We start from the raw sequence: 15078 nt of genomic DNA, 5'->3' as shown, positions 1-15078 counted from the left end.
CGTGGCAGTGCAATGCGATGCGCTTGTTACGAGGGATAAGACGGGGGCCGGTGACAACGACTGAACCGTTGCAACAAAAAATTCATCTGCGCACGCGCCGCTCAGCTCAACAGCACGACACCGCCGGGCATGCTCACCACCTTTGCGCCATAGGCGTCGCGCACCAGATCGATGAAGGTATCGATGCGCGCCAGTGGAATGCGCGCTTGTACGCGCCGTGCAGGCAGTGCGCTGCCGGTCAGCACGATCCGGCCGGTGCGGTAGCGGTTGATTTCGTCCACCACGTCCTGCAGCGGCTGATCATCGAAGACCAGCCAGCCGCGTCGCCACGCGTCGATGGCGTCGGTCGGCACCGGTGCCACGGAGGCGATCCGGTCCGCTGTCAGGCGTGCCTGCCACGAGGGCTGCAGCACCACGGTGCGTGGGCCACGCACCAGTTCGGCCCGCCCGGCCAGGCAGGTGATGCGGGTGTCGCCGCCGACGCAGCGCACATTCACCCGCGCGCCCGGCGCCGGCATCAACCGGGCACCGTCGACACCGATCACGAAGCCGGTGGCCGCCGACGCCGGCAACGCGAACTGTGCTTCGCCCTCGGTCACCACGATCCCGGCCGAACCGTCGGCGGGACGACGCATCGTGGTGCGCGCGGCCATGGCCACGGCGACGCTGCCGATGCTGATATCGCGGCGCTCGCCGGTGGCGGTGCGGTAGTCGGCGCCCAGCTCGGCCAGCGCCGGCCACAGGCCCAGCGGCGACTGCACTGCCACCCAGCCGACCGCGGCGGCGGCCGCAGCGCCGCCCAGGAACGCGCGGCGGCCGGGATTGAAACGGCGGGGGCGTTGCCGCACCGGGAGGGCGGCTGCGGATGCGCTCAGCGGCGCGCCAGCGTTCACCGCCGGTGCCTCCGCGGGCGCGGCACTGGCCTGCAGCGCCGGCGCCAGCGCTGCCCAGAGCCGGCGTGCCTGGGCGAAGGCCAGCGCATGGCCGGGGTCCTGCGCGCGCCAACGTCGGAATGCCTCGGCATCGGCGGCCGTCACCGGGCCGGTCTGCAGGCGCAGCAGCCAGTCGTGTGCCTGCGCCTGCAGGTCAGCGGAAATCGGGGCGGGCGTGGTCTTCATATCTGTCATGACGGTTTTCCCGCCCCGGGACCGAAACGCTGCACGAGTGGCCGGTCCAGCCGACCTGCGCAGTGCTGCAGCGCCTTCTTGAGGTCCTTGCCGATCATCCGCGAGGAGACCCCGTGCTGGTCGGCGATGGTGTCGATCGGCTGCTGGTCGATGCGCGCGGCGATCAGGATGGCGCGCTGGCGCTCGGGCAACTCGCGCAGGGCCTCGGCCAGCGCCGCGATCTCGGCCTGGCCATGCGCCACGTCGGAGGGGTCCAGGGAATCCCGCGTTTCCTCCATCAGCGCCTCCACCTCGGCACCGGTCAACACCCTACCGTGGGCGATGCGTTGATCGGTGGCGGCATTGAGCGCCATGCGGAACAGATACGCCACCGGATTACGCTGCGGCTGCGCGCTGCCCATGCGTTCCACGCGCAACCAGGTCTCCTGCAGCGCATCCATGGCCAGATCGTCCGAACCCAGGCGGCGCCGCAGGCGTTTGCGGAAGGCCTCGTAGTGATCCAGGAACAGGCTGCGCAGGCCCGCCATCACCGGCTCCGGCACGGGGGCGTCGCGCCGGTCGCTTCCGGCAGCAACAACAGCGTGATCGGTTGAGGCAGGTCGGCCGGCAGGCCCGGCAACGGCAAGTCGCGCACCCGCCGGACGATCGCCGCGTCGCGCACCGGGTCGCCGGTGGACGCCAGCAGTTCCGGCGCGCGGATGCGTCGATCCGGTTCGGTCAACCAGAAGCGCAGGCTGGCCCGATAGCTGCCCGGCCGGGTCAGTACCGTAGCGCACAGCGCCTGCTCCAGCGAGTGCTGGATCACCTGGGCGCCGCGCTGGCGGGTCCGCTCGGGCAGCGACGGTGCACGCATGGGTGTGGCATCGGGCAGTACCTCGTCGGCGTCCACGGATCCCACCGGCATCAGGGTGAACGCACCGTTCTCCACGAAATGCGGAACCAGCCCGGTACCGCTCAACATCCGCTGCAACGCGTCGCGCCGGACGTACCGCCCCGACAGCGCGGTCGAACGCAGGCCACCCAACAAGCGGGCATCGATCAGTACCGCCACCCCGGTGATCTCCCCATACGACTGCAAGGCCTCCGGCAGCGGCTGCGCCGGAACATCGAACGTGTACTGCGTGTGCGCGGCATCGATGGCGTCCTGGGCCAGCGCCATCGCCGGCGGCCAGGTCATCGCGAGCAGGAGAAACAGCCAGCCACACGGGCGCAGAGAGTTCCTGCGCCGGCCGCAGATGCGCTTGCCTGCCCGCCCCTGTTGGTCATGCGCCCCGGTGTCATCAAACTGCATGCAAGACGCGCCAGCATCACAACGCCAAGCCGGTCACGTTAGGTCGGTTTCATTGCAGAGCGGTGACAGCCATGCCGGACCTTCGATCACCCACCGCAGCGGGCCTGTGCATCGCCCTGCTGGCCGTGCCCTGGGTCGCCCGCGCGCAGGCAGACCCAGCGCCGGCCTGCATCGAGGTGGAGGTCAACGGCGAGCGCATCCGCGATTACGCGTGCTTCAGCCGGCTGCTCGCGCCTGCGCCGGCCTCGGTGGCACCCGCGCAGGCATCCGGCTCGCTGCTGATCGTCCGCCAGCCACCGTCGGCGTTGGGGTTGGCCCATCGCGCTGCTACCCAGCAGCGCATGGGCACTGCGTTCGGGATGTCGACGCAGCCGCAGCGCCCGCCGCCACCGCCGCCACCGGTCCGGCCGGGGCGAGGACGCTCAGGGGACGGGTGCGTCGCCCGCCGCAGGGGATGCCAGGGACAGCCCGAGGTTCAGCGGCTGCCGCATGTCCGGCGGGGGCGCGGCGGGCAAGGGCGTGTCGCGCAGCAGCGCATGCAGATCGGCATCCGCCACGGCGTCACCCAGCGAGGCGAAACGGCTGTCGGTGATGGTGCCACTGGCATCGATCCACAGCGATACCGTCAACGATGCCGCCGGATCGCTGCGCTCGGCCAGCCGGGCCTGCAAGCGCTCGACGCGCGGATCCGCCGGGTCGCCCAGGCGCTGCGACACCACCTCACCGGCCTGCGCGGCGTAGGCCATCCAGTGCGCCGGTGCGGCATCGGCTGCCGTGGCCGCACTGGCCATGACCAGCCCACCCAGCACGCCCCAGCGACGGGCCTGCCGCCACCACCGCTGCAGCTGCTGCAGCCGCTGCCGCCACGCATGCGTGTGTACTGCCACCACCGTCATGTTGCCCACCCCGAAAAAGAAACCGGGCCGCGCAGGGGCGGCCCGGTGGGCGATTACCGTGGCATGCGTCCGTGACAGAACGATGGCGGGCGGTGTGGCTCAGTAAGTACCGTCGAATGCGAAAATCGGCTTGCGCTGCTTCCACAGCCCGGCGGTGAAGTCCGGGAACTCCAGCGTCTGGAAGCTGTTGGCGATGGACTGCTCGGACAGCGGCGTGATCGCGCTCCAGGTGATCGCATCGTAGATGTCGATCGGCATCGGTGCCCTGGCCTTGAGGGCTTCCACGAAGGCATGGATGACGAACCAGTCCATGCCACCGTGACCGGCGCTGGCGGCGGTATTGGCGTGCTGCTTCCACAGCGGGTGCTCGTACTGGTCCTGGTAGGCCTGGAACGGTTCCCACTTGTGCGGCGGGCTGCGGCCTTCGATGTGGATGGACTGGTTCACGTCCATCCACAGGCCCTTGGTGCCCTGCACGCGGAAGCCCATCGAGTACGGGCGCGGCAGCGAGGTGTCGTGCTGGAGCAGGATCGTCTCGCCGTTCTCGCAGGCCAGCGTGGTGGTGACGATGTCGCCGAGCTTGAAGGTGACCTTGGTGCTCGGATGCGTGGTGCCGCCACTCTTGGCCACGGTGTAGTCGTGCAGGCCGCGTGCCTTGCTGGCAAACGCATTGATGTGGGTGAAGCGGTTGCCACGGTTGATGCCGGTGTACATCGCGCACGGGCCAATGCCATGGCTGGGGTACAGCTCGCCGTTGCGCTTCACCGAGTGCTCGGTGCGCCAGCGCGCCTCGGACCAGCCCTTGGTCCCGAACTCCACGCCGCTGTCATAGGGCTGGCTGGGATCGCCGGAGTTGAACTTCACGCCCCGCAGATCGTGCTGGTAGCCGCCCTGCAGATGCACGAGCTCGCCGAACAGGCCTTGCCGCACCATCTGCAGCGCCGCCATCACGTCGCGGCGGTAGCAGACGTTTTCCAGCAGCATGTAGGGGGTGCCGGTGGACAGCTGGGTCTTGAGGACATCCCAGTGGTCCTGCAGGGTGATGCCGGCGACCACTTCGCAACCCACCGCGACCTTGGCCTGCATGGCCGCGATCGCCATCGGCGCGTGGTATTCCCACGGCGTGGCGATGATCACGCCGTCCAGACCGCGCTGTTCGATCAGCCGCTTCCACGCGTTGACGTCGCCGTCCTGGCCGTAGGCTTTGGGCGCCGGCTTGCCGGCCTTGGCGACCATGTCCATGCCGCGCTTGAGCATGATCGGTTCGATGTCGCACAGTGCGACCACCTCCACGTCGTCGCGGCGGACCAGTTCCTTCAGCAATACCTGGCCGCGCATGCCGGTGCCGATCAAGCCCAGCCGCACCTTGCGCCCGCGCGCCCAGGCGGGCGTGTTGGGCAGCAGGCTGGTGGCGGCGACGGCCGCGCTGGCGGCGATGAATTCTCTGCGTTTCATGGACAGTACCTCGTGTGAAGATCGCGCCGGCCGGAACCGGCGCGAGGGGAGCATCAGAACTTGTAGCCGACGGTCAGACTGTAGCCGCGACCGAAGATGGTGGCGTAATCGCTGGAATCGCCGAGGAAGCTGTTCGGATCGTAGAACGGCAGGCGGTCGAACAGGTTCTTGACGGTGAAACCGACGTTCCAGTGCGCGTCCGGGCGCCAGGCCACGCTCAGGTTGGCCGTCCACCACGACGGTGCGCCGTCGCACTTGCTCTGCTCCACCGGCAGGTAGCCGGCGGTGCAGGTCTGCGGGTTGTTGTCTTCTTCATCGATCTGCTGCAGCGCCCACTTGGTGCCGCCGACGTAATTGACGAAGACGCTGGTGGTGACCTGCTTGTAGCTCCAGTCCGCGTTCAACGTGGCGCGCAGGCGGGGGTTGTTGTAATACCCGACCAGGTCGCCGTAGTACCAGCCGCTTTCGTCATCCAGATAGGAACGGTTGCGGTTGGCGATGGTGGCGGCCACGCCGATGTTCAGGTTGCCCCACTCGCCCAGCGAGAAGCGGCTGCGGGCATCGATGTCGAAACCGTCGATCAGGGTCTTGCCGCGGTTCTTGTACTGACCCACCACGCTGGCCACATTGCCCACGCTGTAGCCGGGCAGCGTGCCGGGACAGGCAACACCGCTGGCCGGGTCGGCGCACATCGCCGCCAGCGCGGCCAGGTTGGCGCGGTCGCTTTCGGTGATCGGCGAACGGGTGGAGGCAATGATGTCCTCGTCGCGGGTGAAGTCCGGGGCGACGATTTCGTTGCTGCGGTAGATGAACCAGTAGTCGGCCGACACCGACAGCCACTGCGTGGGTTCGTAGACGAAGCCCAGCGTGGTGATCTTGGCCTTCTCCGGCTTCAGGTCCGGGTTGGGCTGGGTCATGCGCGCCACGGTGCGGCTGCAGTCGGTGTTGAGCAGGGTCTTGCCCAGGTCGACATCCCCGCCGCGCTGCGATCGCAGCAGCAGGTTCGCGATCGCGTTGGTCTCGTTGCAGCGCACCTCGTCGCGGTAGCCGCCCAGCTGGGCGAACACGCCGCCGTTGCCGGATTCGGCCAGGCTGGGCGCGCGGAAGCCGGTAGAGTACGTGCCGCGCAGCATCAACTGGTCGAACATCTGGTACTTCAGGCCGATCTTCGGCGCCAGGTTGGCGCTGAAGTCCGGGTATTTGTCCACGCGCAGCGCGGCGTCCAGTTCCAGCTTCTCGGTGAGCGGCGCCACCGTCTCGGCGAACAGCGCGTAGGTGTTGCGCTTGCCGTCGAACCACGAGCCACCCTGCTGGGTGATCAGGCCATTGGCCGCATCCGGGTTGCCGGGCGTATAGAAGGTTTCTCGGCTGGCGTTGAAACCGAACGCCGCACGCACTTCGCCGGCCGGCATCTGGAACAGCGGGCCTTCGATCTTGCCGTCCAGGGTATGCAGACGCGTCCAGGACTGGATGTCGAAGGTCGGGAACGCCTCGCGGATCAGCGCGGCGTTGGCGTCGCTGATCTCGCCGAACTTGTACGCCGGGTGATCGGAGATGATCACGCGGCCGGTGCCCGGATCGACCGCGTACGGGCCGAAGGCCTTCTCGAAGCCGGCCAGGTTGACGTTGGTGGTCTGGTAGGTGACCGAGTGGCTGCCGGCGGTGGCGAACGCGGTTTCCCAGTTCCAGTCGCCGATGTCACCGCGCAGCCCCGCCACCACGCGGTAGCTCTGGTCGGTGTTGCGCTGGCCGAAGTGGTTGGCGCCCACGTCCTGCAGCAGGTACTGCAGGCCGACCACACCGCCCATCAGTGCTTTCAGTTCGGGCGAGGCGTTGTTGTATTCGTTGTTCGGGCCCAGGTACGGATACAGGAACTGGTTGACCGTGGTGCCGGTGTTGCGCGAGAACCAGCTGGTCGGGTTCCCGGTGGTGGTGCCGTAGGCGCGCGGCGTGCCGCCGTTGGCAGTCAGGTCGATGTCGGTGTAGGTCGCCTCGGCGAAGGCTTCGGTACTGTCGCCGATCAGGAAATGCGCGTTGACGTACGCGGTATTGCGCTCGGACTTGGCGCCGGCGTCGATCTCGTTGTTCATCCACGTCTCCCAGATGCAGCGCGGGCCGGCCGCTTCGCTGGTGAGCACGTTGTTGCAACCCGGGGCGGCTTCCTGCACGCGGCGGCCGGTGACCGGGTCGAAGGCGAAGTAGCTGCCCGGGTTGAACTCACCCGGCTTGCTGCCGGTACCCAGGCGCAGGTTGGGCAGGTAGTTGGGGTTGTTGACGTAGTACTGGTCGGGCCGCTTGTCGTAGAAATCGCTCAGCGGGATCGCATCGCGCCGGTACAGATTGACCGAGGCGTACACGTTGTAACGGTCTTCATCGAGGTCGCCGAAACCGGCGGTGATGCTGCCCTGGTGCTCGCCGTAGGAGCTGATCCGCGAGGACTTGTCCGTGGTGAGATTGATCTCCGCACCCTGGTAGGAGCGCTTGGTGATCACGTTGATCACGCCGGCCACGGCGTCGGTGCCGTACACCGCCGAGGCACCGTCGGTCAGCACTTCCATGCGCTCGATCGCCGCGGCGGGGATCGCATCGATGTTGACGAACTGGGTCTGGAAGCCGGCCGGCGCGCCGTAGTAGGACAGGCGGCGGCCATTCAACAGCACCAGCGTGCCCTGCGCGCCGAGACCGCGCAGGTTGGCCTGCGAGGCGCCGTCCGAGCCGGTGAACAGCGAGCGCGCATCCTGCTGGCCCGGGCGTGCCGCCGGCAGGTTGTCGAGCACCTGCAACAGCGTGCGCGCGCCCATGTTCTCGATGTCCTGCTTGCTGATCACCTGCACCGGCGAGGCGGTTTCCACATCGCTGCGGCGGATGTTGGAGCCGGTCACTTCGATGCGCGACAGCTCGGTGGCTTTGGTATCGGGCGCTGCGTCCTGGGCGCTGGCACTGCCGACCACCGCAACGGCCAGGCCGAGTGCGATGGACAAGGGGGTGGCGGTGATGCGGCGATGGCGATGGCGTTCGGTCAACATCTTGGGCTCCTTGTTCGATCCGCAGCGTGGGGCTGGCGGTGGATGGGTGTGTTCGGGCAAACGTCCCCCGTGCCGCGGCCAAAGGGCCGCAGACGGGAAACGGGAGAGAGCGGTGTTCCGGAAGGCGGTTCGGTTACGGCGACACGATGCTGGCGGTATCGCCCTCCTGTCCGATCAGGGCGGCATTGGCCCAGTTGCCACAGACCTGCGCGGGGTGATCGCCCTGCGCTCCGAGCGTGCGCAGGCTCAGCCGCTGCAGGCCGCGCACGTCCAGCTCCGGTTTGACCACGCCGGGTGCTTTGACCAGCCCGCTGTCATACAGCAGCCGACCATCGCCCCAGACCTGGAACTGCATGCCGCCGGCGGTGCGGCACTGATCATCGATCCCCAGGTCGGCGCGCAGCAGGCGCCAGCCGCCACCCAGCTGCAGGTCGATCCGGCTGCTGGCGTTGACGCCCAGGCCGCGGCGGAAATGCAGGCCGTTCATGCGCATTTCCGCCTGCCCACCGAAGGCATGGTCGGCAGCGACGCTGGCCTTCAACGGCGCCGGCAGCGGCAACGCGGACAGGTACAGCTGCTGCGCGGGGCCCTCCGGCTGCGGGTGCTCCAGCACGTGGAAGGTGGACAGCACGATCGGACCGACATCGCGCGGCTGCAGCGCATCGACCGCCCGCGCCACGCTGCCCTGCGCCGCGGTCACCATCGGATCGGCACCGCTGGCGCCATCGCCGTCCGGGTTCTGCGTGCTCAGCACGCGGAAGCGCAGCAGGCGGCCGGCATGGGCGGGGAAATCGATCTGCTGCATGCCCTGCTGCAGGGTCAGGCGGCCACGCTTGACCGGTTCACCCCACTCGCCGTTGCTGTCGGCCATGTAGATCTCGTAATCGCGGATCTGGCCGTTCTTCCAGTGCTGGTCGTTGCGCGGCGCCAGTTCGATGCCGTCGATCAGCCTGCGTTCGCCGAAGCCGAGCACCCACTCGTGCGCGCCGGTCTTGACCGCCTGGTTGCGCACGGTGCGGAACCACGTGGCCGGATCCTCGTCGAAGGCCTTCTCCATTTCGTAGCCCTGCTCCTCGGCCGGGCGGTTGACCACCAGCAGGCTGTCGGAGGGCAGCGCGCGGCCCAGTTCGGGGGCGGCCGGGAAGGCATCGTCGGCCGGCGCGGCGGCGATCGGCAGATCCAGCTGCAGCGCGAGCGCCTGGCGGATGTCGGTCGGCGCGGTGCGCACATGCAGGGTGCCGCGGCGCTCGGCCGCATCGAAGTACCAGCCCTCGCCCGCCCCCTGCCACGCTGCCTGGTTGGCCAGCATCGGCAGCGCGCGTCCGTCCAGCGTCACCGTGGCCGGGCGCTGGCGGCTCATCACGCGCAGCGCATAGCGGCGCTGCGGCAGCTGGCCGGCGTACTGGCCCTGCACCGGATCGATGCGCACCTGCACCGGGCCCGTGCCCTGCGCCGGCGCCTGCACCGTGATCGCCTGCGTGCTCGATTCGCCCTTCTCATAGCGGCGGGTGGCGCCATCGTCTTCGTACAGCGTGTACTGCGAGGTGCCCTGCGGATACAGATCGAAGGTCACTTCGTCGAGCGGCTTCTCACCGTCGTAGAGCATCGCCGGGTACATCGGGATGATCGCCCCGGCACGCACGAACACCGGGATCGTGGCCAGGTCGACCGGACGATCCAGCGCGCGGCCCTCCGCACCGGCCTGCAGCTGGCGGCCGTCCCAGTAATCGATCCAGCGGCCCTGCGGCAGGTGGATGTCGCGACGCCAGCCACGGCTCGCGGCCTGGCTGCGGTACACCGGCGCGATCAGCAGCTCGCGACCGAGCAGGAACTGGTACTTGTACGCTTCGGTATACGCCTGCGGATCCTGCGGGTAATCCCACATCAGCGCGCGCAGCAGCGGGGCACCGGTGGTCGCCGCGTCATGCGCCAGCCCGTACATGTACGGGGTCATGCGCATTTTCAGCTTGAGGTAGTCGCGGTTGACGCTGCGGTAGGGCTCATCGAACCACCACGGGTGCTTGCGCGCATTGCCGGACCAGCCGGACATGCCCATCAGCACGGGCGTGAAGCTCTTCCACTGCAGGTCGCGGGTGAAGGTCTCGGCGCTGCCACCGAAGATCGCATCGACGTCACCACTGGCATAGGCCATGCCGGACAGGCCGGAGCCGATCAGGGTCGGGATGTGCCAGCGGATGTAGTCCCAGCTGCTGCTCTGGTCGCCGGTCCAGGCCACCGCGTAGCGCTGGATGCCGCCCCAGCCCATCACCGTCCACAGGAACGGGCGCGAGTCGGAGTTGTGCAGGATGCCGTTGAACGCGGACTGGTTCGCATCCATCGCGAACTGGTAGCCCTTGCCGGTCCAGGCCACGTCCAGCTTCTGCACGCGGCTGCCGGCGGTGCCCACTTCCCAGGCGATCTTGTCGACACCGTTCTCGGTCCACAGGCCGGTCTTGAAGCCATACTTCGCCAGGCCCTGCACGGTCTCGGGCAGCTTCTTGTAACCGCAGCCGTAGCCGTCGTTGGGCAGGATCCAGCCACCGGGCATGTCGTGGTCGCGGTACTGCCTGGCCACGCTGTCCACCACGTCCGGCGTGGTGCCGGTCGGGCCGTCGCTCCAGCCGTCGGGCACGCTGCCGGGCTTCTTGATGTTGTCGCCATCGTTGTAGCAGTCGGCGTCGCCATAGGAGAACGCCCAGCGCGGCAGCAGGCCGGCGCGGCCGGTCAGCGTGGTGTAGCGGTCCAGCAGGGTGTGCAGGCTCGGCCCGACGAAATAGTAGGCATCGAAGCGGTCTTCGCGATGCAGCAGCGTGGCCTGGTCGGCCTGGCGCAGATCGTAGGTGCCATCGCTCCAGGTGTTGCGCAGCATGCCCCAGCCGCGCGAGCTCAGCAGCATCGGCGCCGGGTTGGGCCGATCGCCCTCTTCCCAGCCACCCGAGTACGACACCTCCAGCTCGCGGCCCTTGAATTCGAAGCGGCCGTTCTGCTGGCCGCCGCCGTAGAAGTGTTCACCGGCCTCGCTGGAGAGCACCTGCACGCTCTGGTCCTTGTCCAGGTCCAGTGGCTGAAGTTCGCGCCACAGGGCGACATCGCGGTCGCCCTCGCGGCGATCCAGCGACAGGCGCAACGGCTGGCGCTGGATATGCAGGACCAGTGCATCGGTGCGGATGCGCACCTCGTTGGCGTCTTCTTCCAGTTGGAAGGCGACCTTCGTCGCCGGCTGCGGCAGCACGATGGGTGCGGCCTTGTCGCCGGCAGCGGTCAGCGTGCCGCTGCGGCCGGCCTGCACGCGCAGTACGTCCTCGCGCAGCAGCTCCACGCGCAGGATGGCGCCGGTATCGCTGCTGAGCGTCCAGCCGGCGGTGCCGTCTTTGCCCGGGGTCGCGCTGATCGCACGCAGGTTGCCCACCGGCGCGGCGCTGGCAGTGCCGGCCAGGGCCACTGCAGCGAGCAGTGCGATCGTCAGACCAGTGCGTCGTAACCGGAAGTCCACCTTGCCCCCAAGCCCGCGGTCAGCGGGAAACTGAAACCAGTGCGGCCGACTCTAGGGCAGGGTCTCGAAAGATGTCAACAAATTGCAAAGAAAAAGGAAGGATATTTTAGTGCAAACGAAAGATGTGGCACAGCAGCACTTTCCAAACGCCGCCTGAATGCGCGTTTTCGCGCCACCTGAAACCTTGGTGCGGCGCGGCATTTAAAAAAGTCGAGTGCGATCATCCCGCCAGCGATAGGCAAAAAGTGTGACATAGCGACCTTTTCTTTATCTTTCGATATTTGACATTTCGAAAGAAAACGCAGAAGGTGCGTTCGCCCAACAGGAATTGCGAATGGACGCTTCTCTGCTCCCTGATTTGCCCGCGTGGCAGCGCCTCGGTGGCGCGTATACCGCCGAAGAAATCGCCCAGCAGCCCCGGCTGTGGACGGCACTGGCCGACCTTCTGGACGCCGCGCAGGCGCGCATCGATGCCTTCCTCGGTGACGCCCTGCGCGATCCCGGCCAGCGGGTGATCTTCACCGGCGCCGGCAGCTCGGGCTTCATCGCCGAGATGGTGGCCGACCAGATCAATGCGCAGTGGCCCGCCGAGGTCCGCGCCGTGCATACCACCAGCCTGCTGACCCATCCGGCGCTGTACCTGCGCCGCGATCGACCGACCCTGCTGGTGTCGTTCGGGCGCAGCGGCTCCAGCCCGGAGAGCGTGGCAGCGGTGGACCTGGTCCGCGACCAGGTCGACCACGCGCGCTTCCTGGACATCACCTGCAACGCCGCGGGCGAACTGGCCACCCGTGGCCACGGCCGCAGTGACACCTTGTCGCTGCTGATGCCGCCGGCCAGCTGCGACCGCGCCTTCGCCATGACCAGCAGCCTGAGCTGCATGCTGCTGGCCGCGCTGAGCACGTTCGACCGCGCCCCGTGGGCGCAGCGCCTGGAACGCCTGCATGCGCTGGGCACTCACGGCGCGCGAGCGCTGGACGCCTGGGATGCCGCGGTGGCTGACCTGGCCCAGGCGCCGTACTCACGCGTCATCTATCTCGGCAGTGGTCCGCTGGAAGCCGTTGCGCGCGAGGCCGCGCTGAAGGTGCTCGAACTCACCGCCGGCCGCGTGCTGGCGCTGGCCAACACCCCGCTGGGGTTCCGCCATGGGCCGAAGTCCACCCTCAACGGCGAGACCCTGGTGGTGATGCTGCGCAGCGCACAGCCGCTGGCCCGCCGCTACGAGCAGGACCTGTTGAACGAACTTCGCCGCGACGGCATTGCCGGCCGGGTGCTGTCGATCGGGCCCGACGACGCGGACCGCGCCGACGGCGATTTCGTGCTCGATGCGCCCGCGCTGCCCGATCCGTGGCTGGCCCCGCTGTGGCTGCTGGTGCCGCAGTGCTATGCGCTGCAGCGTTCGGCCGCGCTCGGCATGACCCCGGACAATCCCTTCCCCGACGGCACGGTCAACCGTGTGGTGCAGGGCGTGACCATCCATCCCCACGGCTGAGCACGCATGCAGACCTGGTACGGCATCGACATCGGCGGCACCAAGATCGAACTGGTCGCGTGCGACGCGGCGCTGGTGGTGCATCACCGCCAGCGCGTGGCGACACCCACCCGCGACTACGCCGCGTTCCTGCAGGCCATCGTCGATCTGGTCGATGCCGCCGACCGCGCGCTTGGCGAGCGCGGCGTGGCCGTCGGCATCGGCCTGCCCGGCGTGCGTGATCGTGCCAGTGGCCGCCAGCTCAGCGCCAACGTGCCCAGCCTGACCGGCCAGACGGTCGGTGCGGACCTGCAGGCACGCCTGCAGCGCCCGCTGGAACTGGGCAATGACCTGCAGTGTTTCGCCTTGTCCGAAGCGCATGATGGCGCTGCCGCCGGCTACCCCAGCATGTTCGGGGTCATCCTCGGCACCGGCGCGGGCGGTGGCTTCTGCGTGGGCGGCCGGCTGATCGCCGGGCACAACGGCATCGCTGGCGAATGGGGGCACTGGAGCCTCCCCGCCACCCTGCAGCAGCGCCACGATCTGCCGGTGCTGGACTGCGGCTGCGGCCTGCGGGGCTGCCTGGAACGCTACGTCTCCGGCAGCGGGCTGGCGATGATCCACGAACGCCGCGGTGGCGCGGCCCTGGATGCCGCCACGGTGGTCGCCCGTGCGCAGGATGGGGATGCGATCGCGCAGCAGGCCCTGGCCATCCACCGCGACCTGCTCGGCTACAGCTTCGCCAGCCTGATCCTCGCGCTGGACCCGCACGTGATCGTGCTCGGCGGCGGGCTGTCCAAGCTGGAGCAGCTCTACCGCGACCTGCCGGCCGCGATCGCGCCCTACCTGTTCACCGGCGTGCGCGTTCCCCCGATCCTGCCGCCCACCTTCGGCGATGCCGGCGGTGCGCGTGGCGCCGCCCTGCTCGCCCGCCAGCATTTTTCCTCCCCCTGAACACCGTTGTTACTGGAGTTGCCATGTCCGCCGTCCAATCGTTGATCGCCGCCCACCGCCAGGGCCAACCCGTCGGGCTGTACAGCGTCTGCTGCAGCAACGCGCAGGTGTTGCTGGCGGCGATGCAGGTCGCGCAGCGCTACGACACCCTGCTGCTGATCGAGGCAACCTCCAACCAGGTCGATCAGTTCGGCGGTTACACCGGCATGACCCCGCCGCAGTACCGCGACTACGTGCTGCAGCTGGCGCGCGATGCCGGCTTCCCGGCCGAGCGACTGGTGCTCGGCGGCGACCATCTTGGTCCCAACGCCTGGCAGAAGGGTCCGGCGGAAACAGCGATGGCGAACGCGCGCGACCTGATCGCCGCCTATGTCGCCGCCGGTTTCCACAAGATCCACCTCGACTGCAGCATGTCCTGCGCCGATGACCCGACCCCGCTGCCGGACGCCATCGTCGCCGCACGCTCGGCCGAACTGGCGCGGATCGCCGAACGTACCGCCGCCGAACACGGCCTGCCGCCGCCGGTCTACGTGATCGGTACCGAAGTGCCGATCCCCGGCGGTGAGGCTTCGCTGGCCGGTGGCCTGCAGGTCACCACGCCGGCCGCGGCCGCGACCACGCTGGACATCCACCGCGAAGCGTTCTCCGCCCCGGACCTGCTGCCGGCGTGGGAGCGCGTGATCGCGATGGTCGTGCAGCCCGGCGTGGATTTCGACCACAGCAGCGTGCACTACTACGACCCTGCCGCCGCCGCGGACCTCTCGGCCTTCGTCGAACGGCAGCCGCGCATCGTCTTCGAAGCACACTCCACCGACTACCAGACCGAGGCCGGCCTGCACGCGCTGGTCCGCGATCACTTCGCGATCCTCAAGGTCGGGCCGGCGGCCACCTATGCCTTCCGCGAAGCCGTGTTCGCGCTGGCCATGATCGAACGCGAACTGCTCCCCGCCGCGCAGCGCTCGAACCTGATCGAGGTGCTGGACCGCTGCATGGTCGACAAGCCCGGCAGCTGGCGCAGCTACTACCAGGGCGACGAACACGCGCTGCGCCTGCTGCGCGCCTATTCGCTCAGTGACCGCAGCCGTTATTACTGGGGCGAGCCGGCGGTGCAGGCCGCGCTGGACACGCTGGTCGCCAACCTCACCGCGCAGGTGCCGCCGCAGATGCTGCTCAGCCAGTTCATGCCCGAGCAGCTCAAGGCGATCGAAGCCGGTGAACTGCAGCCCACGCCGCTGGCGCTGATCCAGCACAAGGTCGCGCTGCGCCTGGCCGAATACGCACGGGCCTGCAATCGCAACCTCTCGGGCACGCATAACGAAACCCGGCAGGCCAAGGAGCTTTCGGAACGGTAAGCTTCGGCTTTCC

General features: G+C 68.5%; 11 protein-coding genes. 3 read left to right on the top strand and 8 right to left on the bottom strand.

Annotation, left to right across the window (positions count from 1 at the left end; genetic code table 11):
• Positions 1 to 101: 101 nt before the first annotated feature.
• The 8 genes from ABE473_RS04350 to ABE473_RS04315 all read right to left on the bottom strand — a co-directional run bounded on the left by ABE473_RS04350 (position 102) and on the right by ABE473_RS04315 (position 11288).
• Positions 102 to 1127 carry a DUF4880 domain-containing protein gene (locus tag ABE473_RS04350; RefSeq protein WP_346488641.1) on the bottom strand — a complete coding sequence of 342 codons (1026 nt, stop codon included), beginning with the start codon at positions 1125 to 1127 and terminating at the stop codon, positions 102 to 104.
• Complete coding sequence (locus ABE473_RS04345) at positions 1124 to 1654, bottom strand: sigma-70 family RNA polymerase sigma factor (RefSeq protein ID WP_346488640.1); 531 nt, start codon at positions 1652 to 1654, stop codon at positions 1124 to 1126. The genes ABE473_RS04350 and ABE473_RS04345 overlap by 4 nt, the downstream gene beginning before the upstream one ends.
• Positions 1654 to 2304, bottom strand: a complete 651-nt coding sequence (locus ABE473_RS04340; protein ID WP_346488639.1) for an STN domain-containing protein — start codon at positions 2302 to 2304, stop codon at positions 1654 to 1656. Before ABE473_RS04340 ends, ABE473_RS04345 begins: the two co-directional genes overlap by 1 nt.
• A gap of 319 nt (positions 2305 to 2623) precedes the next feature.
• Positions 2624 to 2761 (bottom strand): hypothetical protein, encoded by a 138-nt coding sequence (locus tag ABE473_RS04335; protein ID WP_346488638.1) that lies wholly within the window; start codon positions 2759 to 2761, stop codon positions 2624 to 2626.
• Positions 2762 to 2840: 79 nt separating this feature from the next.
• The gene (locus ABE473_RS04330) at positions 2841 to 3314 is read right to left on the bottom strand and encodes a hypothetical protein (protein ID WP_346488637.1); all 474 of its coding nucleotides are present in this window, start codon (positions 3312 to 3314) and stop codon (positions 2841 to 2843) included.
• A gap of 99 nt (positions 3315 to 3413) precedes the next feature.
• The gene (locus ABE473_RS04325) at positions 3414 to 4769 is read right to left on the bottom strand and encodes a Gfo/Idh/MocA family oxidoreductase (protein ID WP_346488636.1); all 1356 of its coding nucleotides are present in this window, start codon (positions 4767 to 4769) and stop codon (positions 3414 to 3416) included.
• Positions 4770 to 4822: 53 nt separating this feature from the next.
• Positions 4823 to 7795 (bottom strand): TonB-dependent receptor, encoded by a 2973-nt coding sequence (locus ABE473_RS04320; RefSeq protein ID WP_346488635.1) that lies wholly within the window; start codon positions 7793 to 7795, stop codon positions 4823 to 4825.
• A 133-nt stretch (positions 7796 to 7928) separates the two neighbouring features.
• On the bottom strand, positions 7929 to 11288 hold the full coding sequence (locus ABE473_RS04315; RefSeq protein ID WP_346488634.1) for a TIM-barrel domain-containing protein: 3360 nt from the start codon (positions 11286 to 11288) through the stop codon (positions 7929 to 7931).
• A gap of 334 nt (positions 11289 to 11622) precedes the next feature.
• On the opposite strand from ABE473_RS04315, the gene ABE473_RS04310 reads away from it, so the two are divergent.
• Genes ABE473_RS04310 through ABE473_RS04300 form a run of 3 tightly spaced genes read left to right on the top strand, consistent with a single transcriptional unit; the run spans position 11623 to position 15065 of the window.
• Positions 11623 to 12780, top strand: coding sequence for an SIS domain-containing protein (locus tag ABE473_RS04310; RefSeq protein WP_346488633.1), 1158 nt, complete (start codon positions 11623 to 11625; stop codon positions 12778 to 12780).
• A 6-nt stretch (positions 12781 to 12786) separates the two neighbouring features.
• Complete coding sequence (locus tag ABE473_RS04305; protein ID WP_346488632.1) at positions 12787 to 13713, top strand: ROK family protein; 927 nt, start codon at positions 12787 to 12789, stop codon at positions 13711 to 13713.
• A 23-nt stretch (positions 13714 to 13736) separates the two neighbouring features.
• Positions 13737 to 15065 carry a D-tagatose-bisphosphate aldolase, class II, non-catalytic subunit gene (locus ABE473_RS04300; RefSeq protein ID WP_346488631.1) on the top strand — a complete coding sequence of 443 codons (1329 nt, stop codon included), beginning with the start codon at positions 13737 to 13739 and terminating at the stop codon, positions 15063 to 15065.
• Positions 15066 to 15078: the final 13 nt, after the last annotated feature.

Source organism: Stenotrophomonas sp. TWI700 (genome assembly GCF_039673645.1).
Taxonomy (GTDB): domain Bacteria; phylum Pseudomonadota; class Gammaproteobacteria; order Xanthomonadales; family Xanthomonadaceae; genus Stenotrophomonas; species Stenotrophomonas maltophilia_AA.
Note: the sequence above shows the minus strand (reverse complement) of the source record. Positions and strands in the feature narration are given on the sequence as shown.